The following is a 24,814-nucleotide window of genomic DNA, read 5'->3' on the forward strand; positions in this document are numbered from 1 at the left end:
CGGCCCGGCGCCGCCCACGTCAGCGAAGACATCAGTGGAAATCCCTACATCGAGTTCACCGCAAGGGGAAAAGTTAAGTGCTTGACGTCAACTTCTTCGATGAGTTGCGAATCGGTCTGGCCACGGCCGAAGACATCCGTCAGTGGTCGCACGGTGAGGTCAAGAAGCCCGAGACCATCAACTACCGCACCCTCAAGCCCGAGAAGGACGGCCTCTTCTGCGAGAAGATCTTCGGCCCCACCCGGGACTGGGAGTGCTACTGCGGTAAGTACAAGCGGATCCGGTTCAAGGGCATCATCTGTGAGCGCTGCGGCGTCGAGGTGACCCGTTCGAAGGTCCGCCGTGAGCGGATGGGCCACATCGAGCTGGCCGCCGCCGTGACGCACATCTGGTACTTCAAGGGTGTCCCGTCCCGGCTGGGCTACCTGCTGGACATCGCGCCGAAGGATCTGGAGAAGATCATCTACTTCGCCGCGTACGTGATCACCTCTGTCGACACCGAGGCGCGTCACCGCGACCTGGGGACGCTCGAGAACGAGATCGCGGCCGAGAAGCGGCAGCTGGAGAACGGCCGCGACGCCGAGATCGAGAAGCGCGCCGCCAAGCTGGAGTCCGACCTGGCCGAGCTGGAGGCCGAGGGCGCCAAGGCCGACGTCCGCCGCAAGGTCAAGGACGGCGGCGAGCGCGAGATGCGCCAGATCCGCGACAAGGCGCAGCGTGAGATCGACCGGCTCGAGGAGGTCATCGAGACCTTCCGCAAGCTCGACGTGAAGCAGCTCATCGGCGACGAGATGCTGTTCCGGGAGCTGCACGACCGGTTCGGCGAGTACTTCACCGGCGGCATGGGCGCCGAGGCGATCAAGTCGCTGCTGGCCAACCTCGACCTGACGGCCGAGCTGGAGAACCTGCGCGACATCATCGCCAACGGCAAGGGGCAGAAGAAGATCCGCGCCCTGAAGCGCCTGAAGGTCGTCGCGCCGTTCGCCACCCACGGCTCCTCGCCGATGGGGATGGTGCTCGACTGCGTCCCGGTGATCCCGCCGGAGCTGCGCCCGATGGTGCAGCTCGACGGTGGCCGGTTCGCCACCTCCGACCTCAACGACCTGTACCGCCGGGTCATCAACCGGAACAACCGGCTCAAGCGGCTGATCGACCTCGGCGCGCCCGAGATCATCGTCGCCAACGAGAAGCGGATGCTCCAGGAGTCGGTGGACGCACTGTTCGACAACGGCCGGCGTGGTCGTCCGGTGACCGGTCCCGGTAACCGGCCGCTGAAGTCGCTGTCGGACATGTTGAAGGGCAAGCAGGGCCGGTTCCGTCAGAACCTGCTCGGTAAGCGTGTCGACTACTCCGGCCGTTCGGTGATCGTGGTCGGCCCGCAGCTGAAGCTGCACCAGTGCGGTCTGCCCAAGCAGATGGCGCTGGAGCTGTTCAAGCCGTTCGTGATGAAGCGGCTCGTGGACCTCAACCACGCGCAGAACATCAAGAGCGCCAAGCGGATGGTCGAACGTGCCCGTCCCGCCGTGTGGGACGTGCTGGAAGAGGTCATCACCGAGCACCCCGTCCTGCTGAACCGTGCGCCCACGCTGCACCGGTTGGGTATCCAGGCGTTCGAGCCGCAGTTGGTCGAGGGCAAGGCGATCCAGATCCACCCGCTGGTCTGCACCGCGTTCAACGCCGACTTCGACGGTGACCAGATGGCGGTCCACGTGCCGCTGTCCACCGAGTCGCAGGCCGAGGCGCGGATCCTGATGCTGTCGGCGAACAACATCCTCAAGCCGTCCGACGGCCGTCCGGTGACGATGCCGACCCAGGACATGATCATCGGCCTGTACTTCCTGACCCACCGTCGGGAGGGCATGACCGGTGAGGGCCGCAGCTTCTCCTCGGTGTCGGAGGCCCAGATGGCCTACGACCGCGGCGAACTGCACCTGCAGGCACCCGTCAAGATCCGGGTCGCCGGTGTCACCCAGATCGACCAGGGTGACGGTCCCAAGCCGTTCGAGGATGCGGACGAGAACGGCGGCGGCGTGCTCGACACGACGCTGGGCCGGGTCCTGTTCAACGAGACGCTGCCGGTGGACTACCGGTTCGTCAACTACGAGGTCCGCAAGGGCCAGCTCTCCGAGATCGTCAACGACCTCGCCGAGCGGTACCCGAAGGTGCAGCTCGGTGCGTCGCTGGACGCCCTCAAGCAGGCCGGTTTCCACTGGGCGACCTGGTCGGGCATCACGATCGGCTTCCAGGACGTCGTCGGGCCGAAGGCCAAGCCGGCGATCCTGGAGCGTTACGAGAAGGACGCCGACCGGATCGAGAAGCAGTACCAGCGGGGTCTGATGACCTCGGAGGAGCGGCGCGGCGAGCTGATCGAGATCTGGACGAAGGCGACGAACGAGATCGCCAAGAGTCTGGACGACGACCTGCTCCCGGAGAACCCGTTGTGGCAGATGATCAACTCCGGTGCGCGAGGCAACATGCTTCAGCTCCGGCAGATCGCCGCCATCCGTGGTCTGGTCGCCAACCCCAAGGGCGAGATCATCCCCCGGCCGATCAAGTCGTCCTACCGTGAAGGGCTGAGCGTGCTGGAGTACTTCATCTCCACGCACGGTTCCCGGAAGGGTCTGGCCGACACGGCGCTGCGTACCGCCGACTCGGGTTACCTGACCCGTCGTCTGGTGGACGTCTCGCAGGACGTCATCGTCCGCGAGGAGGACTGCGGCACCGAACGTGCCGTCCGGATGCCGATCGCGGTGGACCTGGACGGTCAACTGACCGTTCACGAGCACGCCGAGACCTCGGTGTTCGCGCGGACCCTGGCCGAGGACGTCAAGGACGCCAAGGGCAAGGTCATCGTCAACGAGGGCGTGGACCTCACCCAGCCGCTCATCGACGAGATGGTCGCGGCGGGCGTCAAGGACGTCCGGGTGCGCAGCGTGCTCACCTGCGAGTCGCAGTTGGGCGTGTGCGCGGCCTGCTACGGCCGGTCGATGCCGACCGGTCAGAAGGTCGACCTCGGTGAGGCGGTGGGCATCATCGCCGCGCAGTCCATCGGTGAGCCCGGTACCCAGCTGACGATGCGGACCTTCCACACCGGTGGTGTGGCGGGTGACGACATCACGCAGGGTCTGCCGCGTGTGCAGGAGATCTTCGAGGCCCGGATCCCGAAGGGCAAGGCGCCGATCGCGGAAGCGGCCGGCACCGTCCGGATCGAGGACGCCGACAAGTCCCGCAAGATCATCATCACGCCGGACGACGGCTCCGACGAGATCACGCTGGACAAGCTGTCGCGGCGTACCCGCCTGCGGGTCCACGACGGCGACCACATCGGTGTCGGCGAGAAGCTGACCGAGGGCACCATCGACCCGCACGAGCTGCTGCGCGTGCTCGGTCCGCGCCAGGTGCAGACGCACCTGGTCGACCAGGTGCAGGAGGTCTACCGCTCGCAGGGTGTGCTCATCCACGACAAGCACATCGAGATCATCGTCCGGCAGATGCTCAAGCGGGTCACCATCATCGACTCCGGAACGACCGAGTTCCTGCCGGGTTCGCTGGTGGACCGGGTGTCGTTCGAGGGTGAGAACCGTCGGATCGTCGCCGAGGGCGGCGAACCGGCCTCCGGCCGTCCGCAGCTCATGGGTATCACCAAGGCGTCGCTGGCGACCGACTCGTGGCTGAGCGCGGCCTCCTTCCAGGAGACCACGAAGGTGCTGACCGACGCGGCGATCAACGCCAAGTCGGACTCGCTCATCGGTCTGAAGGAGAACGTGATCATCGGTAAGCTCATCCCGGCCGGTACCGGCATCGCCAAGTACCGCAACGTCCGGGTCGAGCCGACCGAGGAGGCCAAGTCGCGCGTCTACTCGATGGGCGGCTACGAGGACCCGGTGCCGGCGTTCGGCTTCGGCTCCTCCGGTGGCCCCGCGGTTCCGCTGGACGACTTCGACATCGGCCAGTTCTGATCGACGCGCCACCCGCGCGCTGACGAGGCCGGGCGGCCCCTTCGGGGGCGGCCCGGCCTTTCTCGTGTATTCGACGACTTCGATGAGTGATCGGAGTGTCACCCCGCCTGCGGGTGGGGCATTAGGGTGTACTATTGTGTTCGGCGTGGGGGTTAGAGCTCCTGAATCATTGGACTGTCTGGCTCGGAACGCTCAGGCGGCGACTGGCGGCGTTGTCGGGCCTCCTGCGTACAACACCGGTACGCAGAAGACCCTCCGCCTTGCCATTCATCCACCTGATGCGCCCCTCCCTGATCAGACGCCAATAATCCAGGAGCTCTTACTACGAACTGCGCTTCTTCGATGATGTCCTGATCTATATCGACGATCTCAAGGAGAACGACCGCGAGAGTTATCGTCTCGTCACTTCCGCGCTGGAACGGTTGGAGGACGTCGGACCGGTGCTTCGGCGTCCGACCGTCGGCACGATCGAGGGCAGCGCCTTCCGCAACATGCGGGAACTGCGGCCCCGCAGCGGCTCCAGGGTGAGCATCCGGATGCTCTTCGTTTTCGACCCGAAGCGGCGAGCCGTCTTCCTCGTCGCGGGCGATAAGGCGGAGGAGGGGCAGTGGTCGAACTGGTATCGAAAGGCCATACCCGAGGCCGACGAACGTTATACGGCTTATCTGGAAGCCATGGAGATGGAGGAGGCGTCGTGAAACTCGGAACGATGAAGGGCGTCCGTGCGGGCATGGCCGCTGAGGACCGTGAACGCATCGACGTCATCAAGCAGCAGATGGTCGACGCCGAGCGGGGCTACGAACTCCAGACCCTGCGCAAGTTGCAGGGCCTGACCCAACAGCAGGTGGCGGACGCCATGGGGGTGACCCAGGGGCGGGTCAGCCAGATCGAGGTGGGCGACGCCAAGCTGGACACCTCGACCCTGGACGCGTACATGCGGGCCATCGGGGGGGAACTGACCATCACGGCCACGGTGGGGAACCACACGGTGCGCCTGTAGCCGGTGAGCCGCCACGCCGTCCGAGGTGTGGCGACGGCCGGGCCACCCTGAGAGGGGGCGGCCCGGCCGTCGTCGTCTGCGGAGCCGTACCGTGCGCGGATCTCCGCGCCGCCCGTCAGGCGTTACGGCAGGTCCACGGTTGCCAGCCGCGCGACTTGTACAACCGGTAGGCCGCCTTGATGTTCTCGGTCGAGGTCAACGCGTTGTCGATCTTTATCTTCGTCGAGCTGCCCGGCAGCCATTCCTGCAGCGTGCCGCCGGTGTTGAACTGGAACACCCCCATGTCCTTCGTGCCGTTGGTGTTGACGCCGACGGCGATGGGGTTGAGCCCGGACTCGCAACGTGCGACCCGGATGGCCTTGTCCTCCAGGCTGGCCGGCCACACGCTGCGGATCTGCGCCGCGATGGTCGAATCGCAGGAGACTTTCAGGTTGCTGTCGGGGTTGGCGAGCTTGCCGCGGGTGATGGGGCCGACGACGCCGTCGACGGCGATACGGTTGCGGCCCTGGAACGCGAAGACGCGCATCCTGGTGGCGGGACCGAACTTGCCGTCGACGGTGAGTTTGTTGCCGCAGTTGAGCCCGAGCTCGTTGAGGCGGGTCTGCAACTTCTTGACGCAGGTACCGGACGAGCCGTACCGCAACGTCGTCGAGCAGAGGGCGGTCGCGGTGGTCTCGACCTCCGCCGAGGCATGGACGGGGGAAACGGCGAGCATGAGGCCCACGGCCATGACCAGGGCGCTCGCCAGGGCGGTCAACCGCCGGATTGCAGTATTCACATGTACTCCAATGGGGGGAGTGGCATCGGCCGGAAGGGCGTCCGGCCGAGTCCGAGACGCGTCCGGGCTCGCGCCGGTCGGTGGGCGGTTCGTGACGACCTCGTCCCGGAGCGGTCAGTAAAGCAGCGAGACGTCACCCTGAGCAACATCGACTCTTATGAATTCCTTGCGCCGATCTTCCGCCCGTCCCCGGTGTGGCGGCGCATCGACGAATCGAAGAACCCCTACCCATCGTCACCTGGGCCGCGAGCTGTGATGCAATGGTCACGGCGGATGCCCGCCGACACGGGACGCCTGATCGAGACGGAGCACGGATGGCGGCGATGCACACCCAACCCAGTGCCGAGACGTTTCCACTCGAGGACCTGGTGCGCAAGGCCTGGGGTGGCCGCATCCGGGTTCCGCACTTCCAGCGGGACTTCCGCTGGACCACCAATGACGTCTTGCAACTGTTCGACAGCATCGTCAAGGGCTACCCCATCGGCACTCTACTGTTCTGGGTGCGGAAGTCCCCGGCCGCGAAAGTGGTACTGGGCAAGCTCGTCATCGACGCGGCGGCCGGCGATCAGACCTGGTGGGTGGTGGACGGCCAACAACGGATCGTCAGCCTGGCCAACGCATTGAAGCGAGAAGGGCATGCCCACAAGCCGTTCGACGTCTTCTACGACCTGGCGGAGGAACGGTTCGTCTCCACACCTCGGCGTATCGAGGAGAGACATATCCCGCTGCCGATCCTCTTCGATCTCGAAGAGCTGCTCGCATGGTTCGCCACGCGCGGACACCTGCCTGGCGAGTACTTCCCGAGGGCTCGGGCGGTGGCACGGCGCATCCTGGAGTACCGGATACCCACCTACCTGGTTCCACACGACGACCGTGCCGCGCTGAGGGACATATTCGACCGAATGAACAACTTCGGGAAACGATTGAGCAGGGCCGAGATCTTCTCGGCGTTGTACGCGGGGGAGGAGCCCCCGGTTCGGAGGAATCCCCCTCTTACCCAGATCGCACAACGGCTGGAACAGTCCACCGACTTCGGGCGGATCGACGACGACACGATACTGATGTGTCTACTGGCGCGGCGGGGTCCGGACGTGACCCGGGATTTCCGGGGAGAGTTCGACGAGGGACGCCGGGTGCGTACCGACTTCCCGGACGAGGACCAACAGGGTGCCTACGACGGTGCCGAAGCCGCGGTCCGGGCCGCCGTGAACTTCCTCCAGAGCGACTGTCACACCCCGCACTTCTCATTCCTGCCGTACCACTCGCTCCTGGCGGTGCTGTCCAGGTTCTTCGCCCACCATCCCCGTCCCGTCGAACGCAACAGGCAACTATTGCGGCGGTTCTTCTGGCGGGCATCTCTCGCCGGCCCTGCCACCTTCGGCGGCAGCTTCACCCAGTTCGCCCGCAAGCTCGCCCAGGCGATCATTCCGGGAGGTGAAGCGCGATCGGTGTCCCAACTGTTGGCGGCCGTGCCCGGCTCACAGATCCGTCCGAATCTGGACGAGAGGTTCAAGGCGAACAGCGCCAACGGCAAGGTGCTGTTGTGCTCCTGGTGGGCACTCGAACCGCGGTCGCCGTTCTCCGGAGCCACATATTCGACTCGTGACCTGTCGGACACCTTGGCTGATGACGGCACGGCAAGGGCGGCGATTCAGGACATCATCCGGCCGAAGGACATGCCGGCCGAACTTCGGGGGGATGTGGCGGGACGGGTCCTTCTACCCGGCGTGGAGGAGCCGGTGGACGAGGCGGGAATCGTCTTCGGTATGCCGCCTTACATGGAGGTCGGCGCCTGGGATGCCGTACTCGCCTCCCATTCCATGACCCGTGAGACGGCGGCCTATCTGCAGTGGGGAAACCGAGTCGAGTTCCTGACCACGAGGCGTCACACCATCGTGGCGAACCTCGAGAAGTTCTGTGACCGCATGGCCGAATGGGAACGGGAGAACACCCCGCCGCTTGAAAGCCTCGTCTTCGACGAGACCTAGCGCTGTCGTCGCGCAATGTCGTCGCATGGATACTTGGCCCCATGTCCTTGGTCGAGAAGCAATACGCGGTGATCCTGTACGGCCATCGCGTCGGGCTGCTGGCTCAGCGTGGCGACCACGTGAGGTTCACGTTCCAGGAGGGGTACCGCGAGAATCCCGACCGCCCGGTTCTGGGCCTGCGTTTCGAGGATCACCCCGTCGGGGCATATGGTGCCGCCCTACGCCTTCCGCCGTGGTTCTCGAACCTGTTGCCGGAAGGTGCGTTGCGACGGTGGATCGCGGAGGCGGGTCACGTGTCCGCCGACCGTGAGATGGAGTTGCTGGCCAAGATCGGTCACGACCTCCCGGGAGCGGTACAGGTGGTACCGGCCGCCGCCGTGGAACCGGACGGAACCTGGGAGGTCGAGTCGCCGCCACATCCCTCGGGGGACGACGTTACGGAGCCGTGGCGCTTCTCGCTGGCGGGAGTCGCGATGAAACTGTCGATGCTCCAACGGGGTGACCGCTTGACGGTGCCGGCGTACGGGGAACGCGGCGACTGGATCGTGAAACTGCCCGACCAGGCGTTTCCTGCGGTGCCTCAGAACGAGTACGCCATGATGCGCTTCGCCGCCGAGGTGGGGATACAGGTACCCGAGGTACGACTGGTACATCGTGACGACCTTCCCGGCGTGCCTTCGCGGATGTGGCCGAGCGGGGAGCACGTCGCGTATGCCATCAAGCGGTTCGACCGGGCGGAAGACGGACACCGCACGCCGATTCACATCGAGGATTTCGCGCAGGTGCTCGATCGATACGCGGACCGGAAGTACGAGGGAAACTATGAGACGGCCGCTGCGCTCGTGTACCGAGGCCATGACGTGACCGCGTTGCGGGAGTTCGTGCGGCGGCTCACCTTCTCGGTGTTGATCGGGAACGGCGATGCCCACCTCAAGAACTGGTCGTTGATCTATCCCGACCGGATCAGTCCGACACTGGCGCCCGCATACGACCTCGTGTCGACTTTCCTGTACCGGGAGGCCGGCGACGGCCCCGAAGACCTGGCCCTGAAACTCTGTGGCACACGGCGGTTCGACATGGTGACGCCGGGCGCCTTCGAACGGCTTGAACGCCGGCTCGACGAACGGTTCGGGACGACGGGTGGGCAGCTCGCGGAGGTGGTCGCGGACACGGTACGACGTGCCCGGCGTGCGCTGCCCGGTGCCGTGGCGCAATTGGAACCCGAGTCCGCTTCACACGCCTCGGCCCTGAACGACTGGTTCGCCGCACACGCCCGGCAACTGACGACTGCCCGGCGCGACTGAAGTGGCGGGGGCGGAGGACGTGACGGGGGGAGAGGACCGGCAGCCGCGGCGAGCCACCACTCGTCGCGGCCGTCGGCGTCGGTGGCCTCAGGTCGAGGCGTGCGACCCGGCCCCCAGCGGGGAGCGCGGGCGGTGTTCGGCCAGATCGGCGAGCCGCCGCAGCGACTCGATGTTGCGGGCGTGCAGGACCAGGTCGGACAGCTTGGTCCGCACCCAGTGCATCGGCCCCTCCTTGACGTCCTCGGCGATGGTCACCACGCTCACTCCGTCGGCGGCGGCCCGGATGCGGATGTCCACGGTGAGTTCCCCGAACGGCCACAGCTTGGGCCGGATCACCAGCCGGTGCGGCCGGTCGCACTCCAGCACCTCGGAGTGCCCCTTCAGGTCGGCGGGCCAGATCCCCGACTGCACGTACAGCCTGCTGCCCGGTTGCGGCCAGCTCGCGTCCACCTTACGGATGTGATTGGTCCCCACCACCCAGTCGCTGTACGTCCAGCCGTCCGCCAGCACCGCGAACACCTGTTCCGGCGAGGCGGCGACCTCGCGTTCCACTACGGCCATGTTCAGCTCCTCACGAGTCGATACAGGGTCCGGGCGGCCAGCCCGGCGGTGAACACCGCGCCGGCGGCCAGACCGGTCAGTCGCCATCCGCCGCCGACGTGCGCCGGTCCCGGGCTGGGCCTCGACAGGTTGCCCCGGGTCGGCGCGGGACGTTCGCCCGGCGTGAACTGCCGCAACCCCACCTGCCGGAGCACCCGTTCGGTCAGTCCCGGCGCCAGCCGTGACCCCCATCCGACGGTGCGGCCGGCCCTGCCCAGGTACACCCGGTCTCGCGGGGACGTCAGCAGCCGTACCACGCGGCCTGCCACCCGGTCCGGCGGATTCGCGGGCGGTATCGGCCGGGGCTGCCTACCGGTGAGGTTGCCCGCGTGCCGGAACAGCGGGGTGTCCAGTGACGAGGGCAGCGCCAGGCACACCGACACCGTGGAATCGGAACCCGCCTCCTGACGCAGCGTCCCCGCCAGACCGGCGAGACCGTGTTTGGAGATGGTGTACGCCCCCTGGAAGGGGACGGTCGTCTCGGCGAGCACCGACCCGATGAACACCAGCACCCCGCCGTGGCGCCGCATGCGCGGGACCGCCTCGCGGGCGCAGTGCAACGCCCCGAACAGGTTGACGTCCATCACGCGCCGTATGTCGTCGATCGGCAGGTCCAGCAGCGGACCGTACTCGGCGACCGCCGCGTTGTGGATCCAGCCGTCCACCCGGCCGAACCGCTCCTCCGCCCGGACCGCCAGCCGGGCGACCGCCGCCTGGTCGGCGACGTCTGCGGGGACCTCCAGGACCTCCGCGCCCCTCTCCCGGCAGCGGACCGCGACCTGATGCAACGTGTCGGTGCCCCGGGCCGCCAGCACCAGGCGGCAACCGGAGGCGGCCAGCCGCCCGGCGATCGCCGCACCGAGCCCACTGGACGCCCCCGTCACCACGACGACGGACTCCGACAGCGGACGGCTCAACGGCATGTCGGGGATTTACCCAGTGGCACCGGCCTCAACCACGGCACCACCCGTCCGGCGCCGACCCGCCACGGGTGGCTGGCGGCGGTCGGCTCGGTAGGCCAGGCATGATGTAGGCATGGAATCGTCGGACACGGTCGCCAGCGCGGCGGCGCGGCATCCCGCCGACCCCGAGCCGGTCCCCTCGACCAAGGCGGCGGCGGCTTACGCGCTGGGCATCGTGGCGGTGGTGACCTCGCCGTTCGTCGGTGGCGTCATACCGGCGTTGTTGGCGCTCCGGATCGCGACACAGGCCGACGCCGAGATAGCCCACTCCGAGGGCTTCCTACTGGGCGCGGCGAAGTCCCGCCGGGCCCGTCGCCTGGCGTGGATCGCCGTGGCCGTCGCCTGCTTCGTCGTGGCGGCGTGGCTGGTGTGGTGGATATTCCAGTTGGCCGTCGACGCGGGACGCGGGTGAGTCATGACCGATCCGAGAACCGGTCCCGGGGAACCCGAACCGTCGGCACACGACGACTCCGAGACCACCCGGCGCGAACCGGAACCGCACGAGCCGGTGGTCGAGGTGTGGCCGGGCACCACCGACGGCGGCGGCCCGGTGACGGTGGAGGCGACCTTCGCGGGCTCCGGCCCGGCCGAGCGGCCGGAACCCACCGGTCCGGCGGAACCGGACGACGAGGTGACGCCCGAGGAGGACGCCGCTCCCCGGTTGGCGGAGCAGGGGCCGCCGTCGGCCGTCGGGTCGCCCGAGGCGGCGACCCTCGACGACGAGAGCCCGGTGACCGGTCAGCCGGAGGCGGTGGAGTCCGCTGCGGCGGACGAACCGGTGACGTCCATCCCGGCGGAGTCGAGCGACCGGCCGGTGACCGGTCCGCCCGCGCAGGTGTTGCCGATCCCGATGCCGCCGGTGACCCGGGCGCCGCTCGGTTCGGCGTTCGGCTATCCCGCGCGTTACGCCACGGCGCCGGGTACCGGGTACCACCTGGCGCTCCCGCAACTGGGGACCATTGTGGCCGGTCCGGCGATCGGCAGCCTCTCGGCCGGCATCGCCTCGATAGTGGTCGGGTTCGGTGCGGCGTGCTCGCTGGCGATGACCCCGTTGGTGACCGTCGCGGCGATCGTGTTGACGCTGTTCTGCGCCGGCGCGTCCACGCTGCTGGCCGGACTCTCGCTGCGTCAGGTGCGGCGGGGCGCGGGGGAGTACCGCGGCAAGGGCATGGCGATCGCGGGCGTGTGCTGCGCCGGGGCCGGCGTCCTGCTGGTGTTGTTGGTGCTGTTCGTGCTGGCCGCGAGATGACGACGGGCCGGGACGGACGATCGGGCCGGTCACCGGCTCGGGGCGCTGATTCCGCCACCTGGCCTGCGGTGTAGACTACGCGGTGGTGTACCCGTCGCAGTGGTACGTCACGCCGGTACGGCGTCGGTCTCCCCGAGAACGTGAGTCTGCGCACTCGTGGCGATCGCCGACGTGATCTACGTTGACTAATACCGCTATGCTGGGTAGGCTTTTTCTTCGTGCCTGGGCTCTGGTCCGGGCCGGTGTGCTGCCCACGAGTGATTTCGTTTCGCTCAGGTGTTTCTTGCGAATCACAGGGTCTGCCACATCGCATCCCCAATCGAATCGCGGGCGACCGCGACGGGTGTGCGCCTACGGGCGCGGCACGATACGCGCCGCCCCAAGCCGACACGCCCGAGCGCGGGGGGCGGAGACCCGTGTTCTCCACGCCGGTGGGGGACCGAACATGACCATCGATCGGCCGGCAGTGGACCGGCCGAAGAGGAGCGAGTAACCCGGTGCCAACGATCCAACAGCTGGTCCGCAAGGGCCGTAAGGCCAAGGTCAGCAAGAGTAAGACGCCGGCCCTCAAGGGCAGTCCGCAGCGTCGCGGTGTGTGCACGCGTGTGTACACCACCACCCCGAAGAAGCCCAACTCCGCGCTGCGCAAGGTCGCTCGCGTCCGGTTGATGAGCGGCTTCGAGGTCACCGCGTACATCCCCGGTGTCGGCCACAACCTGCAGGAGCACTCGATCGTGCTCGTGCGTGGCGGCCGTGTGAAGGACCTGCCCGGTGTGCGTTACAAGATCGTCCGGGGCTCGCTGGACACCCAGGGTGTCCGCGACCGTAAGCAGGCCCGCAGCCGTTACGGCGCCAAGAAGGAGAAGAAGTAATGCCGCGTAAAGGTCCCGCGCCGCGTCGGCCGCTGACCGCCGACCCGGTTTACAACTCCATCCTGGTCACCCAGTTGATCAACAAGGTGCTGGTCCGCGGAAAGCGCCAGCTCGCCGAGCGCATCGTGTACAGCGCGTTGGAAGGCGCCCGCGCCAAGACCGACACCGATCCCGTGGTGACCCTCAAGCGCGCCCTGGACAACGTCAAGCCGACCCTGGAGGTCCGCAGCCGCCGTGTCGGTGGCGCCACCTACCAGGTGCCGGTCGACGTGCGCCCCGCCCGGGCCACGACTCTCGGCCTGCGCTGGCTCGTGGACTACAGCCGCGCCCGCCGTGAGAAGACCATGGTGGAACGGCTGATGAACGAGATCCTGGACGCGAGCAACGGCCTGGGTGCCGCGGTCAAGCGCCGCGAGGACACCCACAAGATGGCCGAGGCCAACAAGGCGTTCGCCCACTACCGCTGGTAGGCGGAGGAGTGGCGGCCGGCGCCGGGTGGTGCGTGACACGACCCGGCCCGGCGGTGCTCCGAGGCACCGCCGGTCGGACTCCGACCGGCGGCCCGGAGCGGATCGCTCGCACAGCGGTTCCCGCCGCGCTTGGTAGGGGTCGGTGGTTCCTCACTGGTGGACGACGAGTCGGCCGGTGGAGGACCGCGAAATCGCACACGTCCGCACCTGGTGCGGGCCAGTCAAACGACTAGAGAATCAGGAAAAGACAGTGGCTAAGGCCAACGCCGCCCTGGAGAGGCTTCGCAACATCGGCATCATGGCGCACATCGATGCCGGTAAGACGACCACCACCGAGCGCATCCTGTTCTACACCGGCATCACCTACAAGATCGGTGAGGTCCACGACGGCGCCGCCACGATGGACTGGATGGAGCAGGAGCAGGAGCGTGGTATCACCATCACCTCCGCCGCCACCAAGTGTGAGTGGAACGACCACACGATCCAGATCATCGACACGCCCGGACACGTCGACTTCACCGTCGAGGTGGAGCGGTCGCTGCGAGTGCTCGACGGTTCCGTCGCGGTTTACGACGGTGTCGCGGGCGTCGAACCCCAGACCGAGAACGTCTGGCGCCAGGCGGACAAGTACCGCGTGCCCCGGATGTGCTACGTCAACAAGCTCGACCGCACCGGTGCGAACTTCTTCCGCTGTGTCGACATGATGGTGGAGCGGCTCGGCGCCAACGTCGCCGTGCTGCAGCTGCCCATCGGCAACGAGTCCGACTTCATCGGAATCGTGGACCTGGTGGAGATGAACGCCAAGGTGTGGCGCGGTGAGACGGCGCTGGGTGAGGACTACTCCACCGAGGAGATCCCCGCCGACCTGGCCGACCAGGCCGCCGAGTACCGCGAGAAGCTGCTGGAGACCCTGGCGGACATCGACGACGCGCTCGCCGAGCGGTACCTGGAGGGCGAGGAGCTGACGGTCGCGGAGATCAAGGCCGCGATCCGTAAGGGCACCATCGACAACTCGATCAACCCGGTCGTGTGCGGCACCTCCTTCAAGAACAAGGGCGTGCAGCCGCTGCTGGACGCGGTCGTCGACTACCTGCCCTCGCCGCTGGACATCCCGCCGATCCAGGGAACCAAGATGGACGGCGAGACCCCCGACGAGCGCAAGCCGGACGTCGCCGAGCCGTTCAGCGCGCTGGCCTTCAAGATCCAGACCGACAAGCACCTGGGCAAGCTGACCTACGCCCGGGTCTACTCCGGCCGGGTCGAGTCGGGCACCCAGGTGGTGAACTCGACGAAGGACCGCAAGGAGCGCATCGGCAAGATCTACCAGATGCACGCCAACAAGCGTGAGGAGCGCGACTTCGCCGAGGCCGGCGACATCATCGCGATCCAGGGCCTGAAGCAGACCACCACCGGTGACACCCTCTGCGACCCGGCCAAGCCGGTGATCCTGGAGTCGATGGTCTTCCCGGAGCCGGTCATCGACATGGCGATCGAGCCGAAGTCGAAGGCCGACCAGGACAAGCTGTCGACCGCGATCCAGCGGCTGGCCGAGGAGGACCCGACCTTCCGGGTCCACACCGACGAGGACACCGGCCAGACGGTGATCTCCGGCATGGGCGAGCTGCACCTGGACATCCTGGTGGACCGCATGCGCCGCGAGTTCAACGTCGAGGCGAACATCGGCAAGCCGCAGGTGTCGTACCGTGAGTCGATCACCAAGCGCGTCGAGAAGGTCGAGTACCTGCACAAGAAGCAGACCGGTGGTTCCGGTCAGTTCGCGCGGGTCATCGTCAACATCGAGCCCATCCCGATGGGCGCGGAGAACCCGACCTACGAGTTCGTCAACATGGTCACCGGTGGCCGCATCCCGAAGGAGTACATCCCCTCGGTCGACGCGGGCGCGCAGGACTCGATGCAGTACGGCGTACTGGCCGGCTACCCGCTGGTCGGTGTGAAGCTGGAACTCGCTGACGGTCAGTACCACGAGGTCGACTCCTCGGAGATGGCCTTCAAGATCGCCGGTTCCATGGTGCTGAAGGAGGCCGCGAAGCGTGCCGGCCCGACGCTCCTGGAACCGATGATGGCCGTCGAGGTCACCACCCCGGAGGACTCCATGGGTGATGTCATCGGCGATATCAACTCTCGTCGTGGTCTGGTGCAGGAGATGGGCGAGCGGGGAACCGCGCGTACCGTCAAGGCACTGGTCCCGTTGAGTGAGATGTTCGGCTACGTCGGCGACCTGCGGTCGAAGACCCAGGGCCGGGCGAGCTACTCCATGCAGTTCGACTCGTACGCGGAAGTTCCCGCGAACGTGGCGAAGGAGATCATCGCGAAGGCGACAGGCGAGTAAGCGAGCCTGGGGCCTTCGCGATGATCCGGAAGCGGAGCATTGCAGCGCGGCCGCCGTCAGGCGGTCGCGAAGGCCACGGGCGAGTGACTAGCCGATGGTCTTCGTGATGGTCGGGTAAGCGGATGTCGCGCTCCGCCGCTCTCACGGCGGCGGGGTCCGCGGCGAAGCGAACCCCCTGAGCGAATCGAACGGCACAACCCGCAGCCCCTGCGCGGACCGTCCGCGTAAGGGTCTGTACCTAGGAAATCGACGTACGAACCAAGTCCACAGGAGGACGAGACAGTGGCGAAGGCGAAGTTCGAGCGGACTAAGCCGCACGTCAACATCGGAACCATCGGTCACATCGACCACGGGAAGACGACGCTGACGGCGGCCATCACGAAAGTTCTGCACGACAAGTTCCCGGACCTGAACCCGTACACGCCGTTCGACGAGATCGACAACGCGCCTGAGGAGAAGCAGCGCGGTATCACGATCTCGATCTCGCACGTCGAGTACCAGACCGACTCGCGTCACTACGCGCACGTCGACTGCCCGGGTCACGCCGACTACATCAAGAACATGATCACCGGTGCCGCCCAGATGGACGGCGCGATCCTGGTCGTGTCGGCCACCGACGGCCCGATGCCGCAGACCCGCGAGCACGTGCTGCTGGCCCGCCAGGTCGGCGTGCCGTACATCATCGTCGCGCTGAACAAGGCCGACATGGTGGACGACGAGGAGATCATGGAACTCGTCGAGATGGAGGTGCGTGAGCTCCTCAGCGACAACGAGTTCCCCGGTGACGACCTGCCGGTGGTCAAGGTGTCCGCTCTCAAGGCCCTGGAGGGCGACGAGAAGTGGGGCAACGCCGTGGCCGAGCTGATGGCGGCCGTCGACGAGCACATTCCGGAGCCGGAGCGTGCCACCGACAAGCCGTTCCTGATGCCGGTGGAGGACGTCTTCACGATCACCGGTCGTGGAACCGTGGTCACCGGTCGTGTCGAGCGCGGCGTGCTGCTCCCGAACGAGGATGTCGACATCATCGGCATCAAGGAGAAGCCGATCAGCACCAAGGTCACCGCGATCGAGATGTTCCGGAAGACCCTGGACGACGCGCGTGCGGGTGAGAACGTCGGTCTGCTGCTTCGCGGTATCAAGCGCGAAGAGGTCGAGCGCGGCATGGTCGTCATCAAGCCGGGCACCACGACCCCGCACACCGAGTTCGAGGGCCAGGTCTACGTCCTGTCCAAGGACGAGGGTGGACGGCACACGCCGTTCTTCAACAACTACCGTCCGCAGTTCTACTTCCGCACCACCGACGTGACCGGCGTCGTGACCCTCCCCGAGGGCACCGAGATGGTCATGCCGGGCGACAGCACCTCCATGAAGGTGGAGCTGATCCAGCCCATCGCCATGGAAGAGGGCCTGCTGTTCGCGATCCGTGAGGGTGGCCGCACCGTCGGCTCCGGCCGGGTCACGAAGATCATCAAGTAGTACGGCCGATGCCGGTGGCGGGTTCTCCCGCCGCCGGCATCTTCGCGGTAACCGACGTCATAGCCGCACCCCCCGCTTGGTGTGGGGTCACGGGTACGGCATAATGAACAGGTTGCGTACGTGAGGGTCGGTCTCCGATTGCCCGGAATCGGGTGATCCGGGCCGCCCCTCACCCGCGCCCGGCCTGTGTCGTTCGATCGACGCGGGGCGGGCAATCCGGCGAAACCGGCCATACCTCACGCACACGTGGGGAGCAGTATGGCCCCACGTTCGGTGGGGACCAGCGATCGCCTCACGGAGACCGTGGGACCAGACTGGCCGATGATCGCGACACGCCCGAGCGCGGGGCACGGACGCAAGCCTCGGTGAGCACGGCTTATCGGGCGTTCCGGCCCGGCAAATCAGTGGGATGAGAGTAGAAGGAACATGGCGGGACAGAAGATCCGCATTCGGCTCAAGGCGTACGACCACGAGGTCGTGGACTCCTCGGCCCGCAAGATCGTCGAGACGGTCACCCGTACCGGCGCCAACATCGCCGGCCCGGTGCCGCTTCCGACAGAACTCAATCGTTTCTGCGTGATCCGGTCGCCGCACAAGTACAAGGACTCACGCGAGCACTTCGAGATGCGCACGCACAAGCGTCTGATCGACATCCTCGACCCGACCCCCAAGACGGTGGACTCGCTCATGCGGCTCGACCTGCCGGCGGGTGTCGACATCGAGATCAAGCTGTAGGGATTCCATCAAATGGACAGGCAAGTCAACGGGATCCTGGGTACCAAACTCGGGATGACCCAGGTCTGGGACGAGAACAACCGTGTCGTCCCGGTGACCGTGGTGCAGGCCGGGCCGTGCGTCGTGACGCAGGTCCGTACCGCTGACACCGACGGCTACTCCGCGGTGCAGCTGGCGTTCGGTCAGATCGACCCGCGCAAGGTGAACCAGCCCAAGAGCGGTCACTTCTCCAAGGCCGGTGTGGCGCCGCGTCGTCACGTCGTCGAACTGCGCACCTCCGACGCCTCGGACTACACCCCGGGCGACGAGGTCACCGTGGACCGCTTCGAGGTCGACGCGCTGGTGGACGTCACCGGCAAGACCAAGGGCAAGGGCTACGCCGGTGTCATGAAGCGTCACGGCTTCTCCGGCCTGGGCGCCGGTCACGGCGTGCAGCGCAAGCACCGCTCACCCGGGTCCATCGGCGGTTGCGCGACTCCCGGCCGTGTCTTCAAGGGCCTCCGGATGGCCGGCCGCATGGGCGGCGTGCGCCACACCGTGCAGAACCTGAAGATCCACGCTATCGACGCGGACAACAACCTGCTGCTCATCAAGGGTGCGCTGCCCGGCCCGACCGGTGGTCTGGTGCTGGTGCGCGGCGCGTCCAAGGCGGCCGTTGCTCAGGATGGTGCCAAGTGACCACAGAACTGACCGTGACCGACGCGGCCGGCAAGGAGTCCGGCACCGTCACGCTCCCCGACGAGATCTTCGCGCGGGAGGTCAACATCCCGTTGATGCACCAGGTGGTCACCGCTCAGCTGGCCGCCGCCCGTCAGGGCACGCACTCGGCGAAGACCCGCGGTGAGGTGGCCGGCGGCGGCAAGAAGCCGTACCGCCAGAAGGGCACCGGCCGGGCGCGTCAGGGTTCCACCCGGGCGCCGCAGTTCGCCGGTGGTGGAGTCGTGCACGGCCCCGTGCCGCGCGACTACAGCCAGCGGACCCCCAAGAAGATGAAGGCCGCCGCGCTGCGCAGCGCGCTGTCCGACCGGGCCGCCAACGAGCGCGTGTTCGTGGTGACGGAGCTGCTGGAGGGCGACACGCCCAAGACGAAGGCCGCCCTGACCGGACTGCGCAACGTCACCGACGTCAAGCGGGTCCTGGTGGTCGTCGACCGCGAGGACGAGCGGACCTGGTTGAGCCTGCGTAACGAGCAGAGCGTCCACCTGCTGCACGCCGACCAGCTCAACACGTACGACGTGCTGGTCAACGACGCGGTGGTGTTCACCAAGCCGGCCTTCGACGCCTTCGTGGGCGGCAAGGCGACCGAGACCGAGGAGGCGGACAAGTGACCACCGTCGCCGACCCGCGCGATGTGATCATCAAGCCGGTCATCTCCGAGAAGAGCTACGGCCTTCTGGAACTGAACAAATTCACATTCGAGGTCCACCCGGACGCCAACAAGACCCACATCAAGATCGCTGTCCAGCAGATCTTCGGGGTCAAGGTGGCGGGCGTCAACACGCTGAACCGGGAGGGCAAGCGCCGCCGCACCCGCCAGGGCTGGGGCAAGCGCAAGGACGTCAAACACGCGATCGTGACGGTGGACGGCGATGCGTCCAGGTTGAGCGAGATATTCGGCGGCTCGGTCGCGTAGCGGCCTGAGACGGGAGTAGGAACAAATGGGCATTCGCAAATACAAGCCGACGACCCCCGGTCGTCGCGGCTCCAGCGTCGCCGACTTCGTCGAGGTCACCCGTGACACGCCGGAGAAGTCGCTGCTGCGTCCGCTGAGCAAGACGGGCGGCCGTAACGCCGGCGGCAAGATCACCATCCGGCACCGCGGTGGGGGCCACAAGCGCGCCTACCGGGTGATCGACTTCCGGCGGCACGACAAGGACGGCATCCCCGCCAAGGTCGCGCACATCGAGTACGACCCGAACCGGACGTCGCGCATCGCGCTACTGCACTACGCGGACGGCGAGAAGCGGTACATCCTGTGTCCGAAGGACCTCAAGCAGGGTGCGACGATCGAGAACGGTCCCCGCGCCGACATCAAGCCGGGCAACGCGTTGCCGCTGCGCAACATCCCGGTGGGCACGATCATCCACGCGGTGGAGCTCCGTCCCGGCGGCGGCGCCAAGCTGGCCCGTTCGGCCGGTTCCGGCATCCAGCTGCTGGCCCGTGAAGGCCAGCACGCGCACCTCCGGATGCCCTCGGGCGAGATCCGGCTGGTCGACGTGCGGTGCCGCGCCACGGTCGGAGAGGTCGGCAACGCCGAGCAGTCCAACATCAACTGGGGCAAGGCCGGCCGTATGCGCTGGAAGGGACGTCGTCCCACCGTCCGCGGTGTGGTCATGAACCCTGTCGACCACCCGCACGGTGGTGGTGAGGGCAAGACCTCCGGTGGACGTCACCCGGTGAACCCGCAGGGTAAGCCGGAGGGCCGGACCCGGACCAAGGGCAAGGCCAGCGACCGGCTGATCGTCCGGCGCCGTTACGCGAACCGGAAGCGGAGTTAATCGACATGCCACGCAGTTTGAAGAAGGGTCCCTTCGTCGACGACCACCTCCAGAAGAAGGTGGACAAGGCCAAGGAGACGAAGAGCCGGAACGTCATCAAGACCTGGTCTCGGCGTTCGACCATCACTCCGGACATGATCGACCTGACGATCGCGGTCCACGACGGCCGTAAGCACGTCCCGGTCTTCATCTCGGACTCGATGGTGGGGCACAAGCTGGGCGAGTTCGCGCTCACCCGCACCTTCCGCAGCCATGACAAGGACGACCGTAAGAGCCGCCGGCGTTAAGCCGCGCTCCCCGCAGCCGCGGGGATGATCCCAGATAGGACACACGATGGCAAGCAACCAGGCCACAGCGGCCCCGGGTGCGCGCGCGGTGGCGCGGTATGTCCGCGTGTCGCCGATGAAGGCGCGTCGCGTCGTCAACCTGGTTCGTGGCCTGCCCGCGAACGAGGCGTTGACGGTGCTCCAGTTCGCCCCGCAGGCGGCCAGCGAACCGGTGTACAAGGTGGTCGCCTCGGCTATCGCCAACGCGGAGAACAACGAGCGGCTCGACCCCGATTCGTTGCTGATCTCGGAGGCGTACGTCGACGAGGGCCCGACCATGAAGCGTTACCGGCCCCGCGCTCACGGCCGTGCGTACCGCATCCGCAAGCGCACCAGCCACATCACCGTGGTGCTGGAGAGCGTGCAGGCTGCGGACAAGCCCACGACCATCCGGCGGCCCAAGCGCCGCCCGGCCAAGCCGGCCGAGGCCGACCGGGCCAGCACCGGCAGCGAGACCGCCGAGAAGGAGACCGAGTAATGGGTCAGAAAATCCACCCTCACGGGTACCGGCTCGGCATTAGCGCGGACTGGACGTCTCGCTGGTACGCCGACAAGAACTACGCCGAGTACGTCGGTGAGGACGTCAAGATCCGCAAGCTCATGTCGCAGGGCATGGAGCGCGCCGGCATCGCCGAGGTCGACATCGAGCGCACCCGTGACCGGGTCCGCGTCGACATCCACACCGCCCGCCCGGGCATCGTGATCGGCCGCAAGGGCGCCGAGGCCGAGCGGCTGCGCGGCAAGCTGGAGAAGCTCACCGGCAAGCAGGTGCAGTTCAACATCATCGAGGTCAAGAACCCCGAGTCGAACGCGCAGCTGGTGGCTCAGGGCATCGCCGAGCAGCTCGCCAGCCGTGTCAACTTCCGTCGCGCGATGCGCAAGTCGATCCAGTCGGCGATGCGCAACCCGACGGTCAAGGGCATCAAGGTGGCGTGCAGCGGTCGTCTCGGCGGCGCCGAGATGTCCCGCTCGGAGTTCTACCTGGAGGGGCAGGTCCCCCTGCACACCCTGCGGGCCAACATCGACTTCGGGCTGTTCGAGGCCCGTACGTCGTTCGGCCGCATCGGTGTGAAGGTGTGGATCTACCGCGACGAGGGCAAGGCGTCGAGCCAGCCGCAGGAGAACGTCCAGCGTCGCCGTGAGGGCGGCCGGGGCGAGCGCCGCGGCCGGGTGCGGTCGGGTGCCTCCGGCACCACCGGCACCGGAACCGAAGCAGGGCGTGCCGCCGGTGGCGGTGCCTCAGCGCAGAACACTGGTCAGGAGGGCTGAGCAAGATGCTTATGCCACGTAAGCCTCCGAAGGGCTTCCGCAAGCCGCACCACCCGAAGCGGAGTGGTATGGCCAAGGGCGGCACTCGCGTCACGTTCGGCGAGTTCGGTATTCAGGCGCTTGAGCCTGCCTACGTCACGAACCGGCAGATCGAGTCGGCCCGTATCGCCATGACCCGGCACATCAAGCGTGGCGGCAAGGTGTGGATCAACATCTTCCCCGACCAGGCTCTGACGAAGAAGCCCGCCGAGACCCGCATGGGTTCCGGTAAGGGTTCGCCGGAATGGTGGGTCGCGAACGTCAAGCCCGGACGGGTGATGTTCGAACTGTCGTTCCCCAACGAGCAGGTCGCGCGCGAAGCGATGCGACGCGCGATCCACAAGCTCCCCATGAAGTGCCGCATCGTGACACGTGAAGCGGGTGAGGTCTGATGGCCGCGGGTATCGAATCCGTCGAGCTGCGCGAACTCTCCGACGAGGAACTGCGCACGCGCCTTCGGGAATGCAAGGAAGAACTGTTCAACCTGCGGGTGCAGTCGGCCACTGGACAGCTCGACAACAACCGGCGGTTGCAGATCGTCCGCCGGGACATCGCCAGGATCTACACGATCATGCGTGAGCGCGAGCTGGGTCTGTCCAACGCGCCGACGGAGGTAGCCTCATGAGTGAACAGCGCACTACTGCCCGTAAGGTCCGTGAGGGCCTGGTGGTCAGCGACAAGATGGACAAGACCGCCGTGGTCGAGGTCGAAGACCGGGTCAAGCACCCGCTCTACGGCAAGGTCATGCGCCGGACCAAGAAGTACAAGGCACACGATGAGGGCAACGAATGCGGCATCGGTGACCGGGTGCAGATCATGGAGACCCGACCCCTGTCGGCGACGAAGCGCTGGCGGATCGTCGAGATCCTCGAAAAGGCCAAGTAAGGAGATCCCGACGTGATTCAGCAGGAGTCGCGACTGCGGGTCGCCGACAACACCGGCGCCCGGGAAGTGCTGTGTATCCGGGTGCTCGGTGGTTCCGGCCGCCGGTACGCGGGCATCGGTGACGTGTTCGTGGGGACCGTCAAGGACGCCATCCCCGGTGCGAACGTCAAGAAGGGCGACGTGGTCAAGGCCGTCGTCGTCCGGACGAAGAAGGAGCGCCGTCGTCCCGACGGTTCCTACATCCGGTTCGACGAGAACGCCGCGGTGCTGATCCGCGACGACGGCGAGCCCCGTGGTACCCGCATCTTCGGGCCGGTCGGCCGCGAACTGCGGGACAAGAGGTACATGAAGATCATCTCCCTTGCGCCGGAGGTGTTGTAGGCGATGAAGATCAAGAAGAACGACCGGGTTCGGGTCGTCGCGGGCAAGGACAGGGGTTCCGAGGGCAAGGTCATCGAGACCTACCCCGAGCGGAACCGGGTCCTGGTCGAGGGCGTCAACCGGATCACCAAGCACACCAAGATCGGTCAGAGCAACCGCGGTTCGAAGACCGGCGGGATCGTCACCCAGGAGGCGCCGATCCACGTCTCGAACGTCATGGTGCTCGACGCCGACAACCAGCCCACCCGGGTCGGTTACCGGCGTGACGAAGACGGCCGTAAGGTGCGCATCTCCCGGCGTACCGGTAAGGACCTGTGATGACGACCGCGACAGAGACCAAGGTGGTGCCCCGCCTCAAGGAGCGCTACCGGAACGAGATCGCTCCGGCGATGAAGGAGCAGTTCGGTTACGCGAACCCGATGCAGATCCCGGGTGTCACCAAGATCGTGGTGAACATGGGTGTCGGCGACGCGGCGCGTGACTCGAAGCTGATCAACGGCGCTCTGACGGACCTGGCCACCATCACCGGCCAGAAGCCGCAGATGCGTCGGGCCACGAAGTCGATCGCGCAGTTCAAGCTGCGCGAGGGCATGCCGATCGGTGCGAAGGTGACCCTGCGCGGCGACCGGATGTGGGAGTTCCTGGACCGGCTGCTGTCGATCGCGCTGCCGCGTATCCGCGACTTCCGCGGTCTGTCCGACAAGCAGTTCGACGGTGCCGGCAACTACACGTTCGGTCTGACCGAGCAGTCGGTGTTCCACGAGATCGACCAGGACAAGATCGATCGCGTCCGCGGCATGGACATCACAGTCGTGACGTCCGCCAAGACCAATGACGAAGGCCGCGCGCTGCTGAAACTGCTCGGCTTCCCGTTCAAGACTGCGGAGAACAACTGAGATGGCCAAGAAAGCACTGATCCACAAGGCTCAGCAGAAGCCGAAGTTCTCCTCGCGTGCCTACACCCGCTGCCAGAGGTGCGGCCGGCCGAAGGCCGTCTACCGCAAGTTCGGGCTGTGCCGGGTGTGCATCCGGGAGATGGCCCACCGCGGCGAACTGCCCGGTGTCACCAAGGCCTCCTGGTAGATCCCACGAGGATGCGACGTCCGGCCCCGTCCGTGAGGGCGGGTTCGGCGGAGTTCTCCCGGGGCACGGCTTCGCTCGTGAGGACCTTCGGGTTCTCACACCACATTTCCATATCCATTCGCCACAGGCCCCGCGTCGCGCGGGGAACCGGGGTGAGAAGGGTTGTAACACGCAATGACAATGACTGACCCGATCGCGGACATGCTGACACGGTTGCGCAACGCCAACCGGGCATTCCACGATGTCGTCGAGATGCCGCACTCGAAGCTGAAGGCGAACATCGCCGAGGTTTTGAAGCAGGAGGGTTACCTCGCCGACTGGCGCACCGTCGAACCCGCCGAAGGCGAGGTCGGCAAGAAGTTGGTCCTCGACCTGAAGTTCGGTGAGAACCGGCAGCGCAGCCTGGCCGGCATCCGCCGGGTGTCCAAGCCCGGTCTGCGGGTCTACGCCAAGTCGTCCGAGCTGCCTCGCGTGCTCGGTGGCCTGGGTGTGGCCATCGTTTCCACGTCCCATGGCCTGCTGACCGACCGGCAGGCCCGTAAGCGCGGAGTGGGTGGGGAAGTCCTCGCCTACGTCTGGTAAGGGAGGAA

The 24,814-nt window shown here is 66.8% G+C and carries 30 protein-coding genes; 27 read left to right on the forward strand and 3 right to left on the reverse strand.

The features are described from left to right. Positions 1-77 precede the first annotated feature (77 nt). The 3 genes from LX16_RS15260 to LX16_RS15270 all read left to right on the forward strand — a co-directional run bounded on the left by LX16_RS15260 (position 78) and on the right by LX16_RS15270 (position 4,959). Complete coding sequence (locus LX16_RS15260) at positions 78-3,959, forward strand: DNA-directed RNA polymerase subunit beta' (protein ID WP_147139386.1); 3,882 nt, start codon at positions 78-80, stop codon at positions 3,957-3,959. A 359-nt stretch (positions 3,960-4,318) separates the two neighbouring features. Continuing rightward, positions 4,319-4,657: a type II toxin-antitoxin system RelE/ParE family toxin gene (locus LX16_RS15265; protein WP_280176817.1), complete on the forward strand. Its 339-nt coding sequence runs from the start codon at positions 4,319-4,321 to the stop codon at positions 4,655-4,657. Then, on the forward strand, positions 4,654-4,959 hold the full coding sequence (locus LX16_RS15270) for a helix-turn-helix domain-containing protein (RefSeq protein ID WP_147139390.1): 306 nt from the start codon (positions 4,654-4,656) through the stop codon (positions 4,957-4,959). Before LX16_RS15265 ends, LX16_RS15270 begins: the two co-directional genes overlap by 4 nt. 115 nt (positions 4,960-5,074) lie before the next feature. Here the strand turns inward: LX16_RS15270 and LX16_RS15275 are convergent, their stop codons facing one another. Beyond that, on the reverse strand, positions 5,075-5,737 hold the full coding sequence (locus LX16_RS15275; protein WP_147139392.1) for a peptidoglycan-binding protein: 663 nt from the start codon (positions 5,735-5,737) through the stop codon (positions 5,075-5,077). 314 nt (positions 5,738-6,051) lie between these two features. On the opposite strand from LX16_RS15275, the gene LX16_RS15280 reads away from it, so the two are divergent. Both LX16_RS15280 and LX16_RS15285 read left to right on the forward strand, forming a co-directional pair. Continuing rightward, positions 6,052-7,725 (forward strand): DUF262 domain-containing protein, encoded by a 1,674-nt coding sequence (locus LX16_RS15280; RefSeq protein ID WP_147139394.1) that lies wholly within the window; start codon positions 6,052-6,054, stop codon positions 7,723-7,725. A 41-nt stretch (positions 7,726-7,766) separates the two neighbouring features. Next, positions 7,767-9,029, forward strand: coding sequence for a type II toxin-antitoxin system HipA family toxin (locus tag LX16_RS15285; protein ID WP_147139396.1), 1,263 nt, complete (start codon positions 7,767-7,769; stop codon positions 9,027-9,029). An 87-nt stretch (positions 9,030-9,116) separates the two neighbouring features. Here LX16_RS15285 and LX16_RS15290 read toward each other — a convergent pair whose 3' ends face one another. Both LX16_RS15290 and LX16_RS15295 read right to left on the reverse strand, forming a co-directional pair. Next, positions 9,117-9,590: an SRPBCC family protein gene (locus LX16_RS15290; protein WP_147139398.1), complete on the reverse strand. Its 474-nt coding sequence runs from the start codon at positions 9,588-9,590 to the stop codon at positions 9,117-9,119. A 2-nt stretch (positions 9,591-9,592) separates the two neighbouring features. Continuing rightward, on the reverse strand, positions 9,593-10,552 hold the full coding sequence (locus LX16_RS15295; protein WP_147139400.1) for an SDR family NAD(P)-dependent oxidoreductase: 960 nt from the start codon (positions 10,550-10,552) through the stop codon (positions 9,593-9,595). Between the two features lie 112 nt (positions 10,553-10,664). Here LX16_RS15295 and LX16_RS15300 point away from each other — a divergent pair, with 112 nt between their 5' ends. From LX16_RS15300 to rpsH, 22 genes are all read left to right on the forward strand, one after another. Next, a complete protein-coding gene (locus LX16_RS15300) occupies positions 10,665-11,003 on the forward strand; it encodes a hypothetical protein (RefSeq protein ID WP_147139402.1) in 339 nt (112 codons plus the stop codon). A gap of 3 nt (positions 11,004-11,006) precedes the next feature. Continuing rightward, positions 11,007-11,840 (forward strand): hypothetical protein, encoded by an 834-nt coding sequence (locus tag LX16_RS15305; RefSeq protein ID WP_147139405.1) that lies wholly within the window; start codon positions 11,007-11,009, stop codon positions 11,838-11,840. Positions 11,841-12,337: 497 nt separating this feature from the next. Further along, positions 12,338-12,712, forward strand: coding sequence for a 30S ribosomal protein S12 (gene rpsL, locus LX16_RS15310; RefSeq protein WP_147139407.1), 375 nt, complete (start codon positions 12,338-12,340; stop codon positions 12,710-12,712). Then, the gene (rpsG, locus tag LX16_RS15315) at positions 12,712-13,182 is read left to right on the forward strand and encodes a 30S ribosomal protein S7 (RefSeq protein WP_147139409.1); all 471 of its coding nucleotides are present in this window, start codon (positions 12,712-12,714) and stop codon (positions 13,180-13,182) included. Before rpsL ends, rpsG begins: the two co-directional genes overlap by 1 nt. Before the next feature lie 250 nt (positions 13,183-13,432). Beyond that, the gene (gene fusA, locus LX16_RS15320) at positions 13,433-15,532 is read left to right on the forward strand and encodes an elongation factor G (protein ID WP_147139410.1); all 2,100 of its coding nucleotides are present in this window, start codon (positions 13,433-13,435) and stop codon (positions 15,530-15,532) included. 282 nt (positions 15,533-15,814) lie between these two features. Then, positions 15,815-17,008 (forward strand): elongation factor Tu, encoded by a 1,194-nt coding sequence (tuf, locus tag LX16_RS15325; protein ID WP_147139412.1) that lies wholly within the window; start codon positions 15,815-15,817, stop codon positions 17,006-17,008. Between the two features lie 426 nt (positions 17,009-17,434). Continuing rightward, the gene (gene rpsJ, locus LX16_RS15330) at positions 17,435-17,743 is read left to right on the forward strand and encodes a 30S ribosomal protein S10 (RefSeq protein WP_142041947.1); all 309 of its coding nucleotides are present in this window, start codon (positions 17,435-17,437) and stop codon (positions 17,741-17,743) included. A gap of 12 nt (positions 17,744-17,755) precedes the next feature. After that, on the forward strand, positions 17,756-18,421 hold the full coding sequence (gene rplC / locus LX16_RS15335; protein ID WP_147139414.1) for a 50S ribosomal protein L3: 666 nt from the start codon (positions 17,756-17,758) through the stop codon (positions 18,419-18,421). Beyond that, positions 18,418-19,071, forward strand: a complete 654-nt coding sequence (rplD, locus tag LX16_RS15340; RefSeq protein WP_147139415.1) for a 50S ribosomal protein L4 — start codon at positions 18,418-18,420, stop codon at positions 19,069-19,071. Before rplC ends, rplD begins: the two co-directional genes overlap by 4 nt. Further along, entirely contained in the window at positions 19,068-19,376 is a 309-nt protein-coding gene (gene rplW / locus LX16_RS15345) for a 50S ribosomal protein L23 (RefSeq protein ID WP_147139417.1), read from the forward strand. Before rplD ends, rplW begins: the two co-directional genes overlap by 4 nt. Positions 19,377-19,401: 25 nt before the next feature. Next, positions 19,402-20,241, forward strand: a complete 840-nt coding sequence (gene rplB, locus LX16_RS15350) for a 50S ribosomal protein L2 (RefSeq protein WP_147139418.1) — start codon at positions 19,402-19,404, stop codon at positions 20,239-20,241. 5 nt (positions 20,242-20,246) lie between these two features. Then, positions 20,247-20,528 (forward strand): 30S ribosomal protein S19, encoded by a 282-nt coding sequence (gene rpsS / locus LX16_RS15355; protein WP_147139420.1) that lies wholly within the window; start codon positions 20,247-20,249, stop codon positions 20,526-20,528. Between the two features lie 46 nt (positions 20,529-20,574). Further along, a complete protein-coding gene (rplV, locus tag LX16_RS15360) occupies positions 20,575-21,045 on the forward strand; it encodes a 50S ribosomal protein L22 (protein ID WP_147139422.1) in 471 nt (156 codons plus the stop codon). After that, positions 21,045-21,836: a 30S ribosomal protein S3 gene (gene rpsC / locus LX16_RS15365; RefSeq protein WP_147139424.1), complete on the forward strand. Its 792-nt coding sequence runs from the start codon at positions 21,045-21,047 to the stop codon at positions 21,834-21,836. The genes rplV and rpsC overlap by 1 nt, the downstream gene beginning before the upstream one ends. A 5-nt stretch (positions 21,837-21,841) precedes the next feature. Beyond that, the gene (rplP, locus tag LX16_RS15370) at positions 21,842-22,267 is read left to right on the forward strand and encodes a 50S ribosomal protein L16 (RefSeq protein WP_147139426.1); all 426 of its coding nucleotides are present in this window, start codon (positions 21,842-21,844) and stop codon (positions 22,265-22,267) included. Next, the gene (rpmC, locus tag LX16_RS15375) at positions 22,267-22,500 is read left to right on the forward strand and encodes a 50S ribosomal protein L29 (RefSeq protein WP_147139429.1); all 234 of its coding nucleotides are present in this window, start codon (positions 22,267-22,269) and stop codon (positions 22,498-22,500) included. Before rplP ends, rpmC begins: the two co-directional genes overlap by 1 nt. Further along, positions 22,497-22,760 (forward strand): 30S ribosomal protein S17, encoded by a 264-nt coding sequence (gene rpsQ, locus LX16_RS15380; RefSeq protein WP_147139431.1) that lies wholly within the window; start codon positions 22,497-22,499, stop codon positions 22,758-22,760. The genes rpmC and rpsQ overlap by 4 nt, the downstream gene beginning before the upstream one ends. A gap of 12 nt (positions 22,761-22,772) precedes the next feature. Beyond that, a complete protein-coding gene (gene rplN, locus LX16_RS15385) occupies positions 22,773-23,141 on the forward strand; it encodes a 50S ribosomal protein L14 (protein ID WP_147139433.1) in 369 nt (122 codons plus the stop codon). Positions 23,142-23,144: 3 nt separating this feature from the next. Beyond that, the gene (rplX, locus tag LX16_RS15390) at positions 23,145-23,459 is read left to right on the forward strand and encodes a 50S ribosomal protein L24 (protein WP_147139435.1); all 315 of its coding nucleotides are present in this window, start codon (positions 23,145-23,147) and stop codon (positions 23,457-23,459) included. Further along, the gene (rplE, locus tag LX16_RS15395) at positions 23,459-24,037 is read left to right on the forward strand and encodes a 50S ribosomal protein L5 (protein WP_147139437.1); all 579 of its coding nucleotides are present in this window, start codon (positions 23,459-23,461) and stop codon (positions 24,035-24,037) included. The genes rplX and rplE overlap by 1 nt, the downstream gene beginning before the upstream one ends. Before the next feature lies 1 nt (position 24,038). Continuing rightward, on the forward strand, positions 24,039-24,224 hold the full coding sequence (locus LX16_RS15400; protein WP_147139440.1) for a type Z 30S ribosomal protein S14: 186 nt from the start codon (positions 24,039-24,041) through the stop codon (positions 24,222-24,224). 174 nt (positions 24,225-24,398) lie between these two features. Beyond that, positions 24,399-24,806, forward strand: coding sequence for a 30S ribosomal protein S8 (gene rpsH, locus LX16_RS15405; RefSeq protein ID WP_147139441.1), 408 nt, complete (start codon positions 24,399-24,401; stop codon positions 24,804-24,806). The last annotated feature ends 8 nt before the right edge of the window (positions 24,807-24,814 follow it).

It is taken from the genome of Stackebrandtia albiflava (assembly GCF_007994225.1).
Lineage (GTDB): Bacteria > Actinomycetota > Actinomycetes > Mycobacteriales > Micromonosporaceae > Stackebrandtia > Stackebrandtia albiflava.

Bases quoted from the DNA above. Each gene is read 5' to 3' on its own strand.
- LX16_RS15280 (WP_147139394.1), top strand. From the start codon at position 6,052: ATGGCGGCGATGCACACCCAACCCAGTGCCGAGACGTTTCCACTCGAG.
- LX16_RS15285 (WP_147139396.1), top strand. From the start codon at position 7,767: ATGTCCTTGGTCGAGAAGCAATACGCGGTGATCCTGTACGGCCATCGC.
- LX16_RS15290 (WP_147139398.1), bottom strand. From the start codon at position 9,590: ATGGCCGTAGTGGAACGCGAGGTCGCCGCCTCGCCGGAACAGGTGTTC.
- LX16_RS15295 (WP_147139400.1), bottom strand. From the start codon at position 10,552: ATGCCGTTGAGCCGTCCGCTGTCGGAGTCCGTCGTCGTGGTGACGGGG.
- LX16_RS15300 (WP_147139402.1), top strand. From the start codon at position 10,665: ATGGAATCGTCGGACACGGTCGCCAGCGCGGCGGCGCGGCATCCCGCC.
- LX16_RS15305 (WP_147139405.1), top strand. From the start codon at position 11,007: ATGACCGATCCGAGAACCGGTCCCGGGGAACCCGAACCGTCGGCACAC.
- rpsG (WP_147139409.1), top strand. From the start codon at position 12,712: ATGCCGCGTAAAGGTCCCGCGCCGCGTCGGCCGCTGACCGCCGACCCG.
- rpsJ (WP_142041947.1), top strand. From the start codon at position 17,435: ATGGCGGGACAGAAGATCCGCATTCGGCTCAAGGCGTACGACCACGAG.
- rplC (WP_147139414.1), top strand. From the start codon at position 17,756: ATGGACAGGCAAGTCAACGGGATCCTGGGTACCAAACTCGGGATGACC.
- rplB (WP_147139418.1), top strand. From the start codon at position 19,402: ATGGGCATTCGCAAATACAAGCCGACGACCCCCGGTCGTCGCGGCTCC.
- rpsS (WP_147139420.1), top strand. From the start codon at position 20,247: ATGCCACGCAGTTTGAAGAAGGGTCCCTTCGTCGACGACCACCTCCAG.
- rplV (WP_147139422.1), top strand. From the start codon at position 20,575: ATGGCAAGCAACCAGGCCACAGCGGCCCCGGGTGCGCGCGCGGTGGCG.
- rpsC (WP_147139424.1), top strand. From the start codon at position 21,045: ATGGGTCAGAAAATCCACCCTCACGGGTACCGGCTCGGCATTAGCGCG.
- rplP (WP_147139426.1), top strand. From the start codon at position 21,842: ATGCTTATGCCACGTAAGCCTCCGAAGGGCTTCCGCAAGCCGCACCAC.
- rpmC (WP_147139429.1), top strand. From the start codon at position 22,267: ATGGCCGCGGGTATCGAATCCGTCGAGCTGCGCGAACTCTCCGACGAG.
- rpsQ (WP_147139431.1), top strand. From the start codon at position 22,497: ATGAGTGAACAGCGCACTACTGCCCGTAAGGTCCGTGAGGGCCTGGTG.
- rplX (WP_147139435.1), top strand. From the start codon at position 23,145: ATGAAGATCAAGAAGAACGACCGGGTTCGGGTCGTCGCGGGCAAGGAC.
- rplE (WP_147139437.1), top strand. From the start codon at position 23,459: ATGACGACCGCGACAGAGACCAAGGTGGTGCCCCGCCTCAAGGAGCGC.
- LX16_RS15400 (WP_147139440.1), top strand. From the start codon at position 24,039: ATGGCCAAGAAAGCACTGATCCACAAGGCTCAGCAGAAGCCGAAGTTC.
- rpsH (WP_147139441.1), top strand. From the start codon at position 24,399: ATGACAATGACTGACCCGATCGCGGACATGCTGACACGGTTGCGCAAC.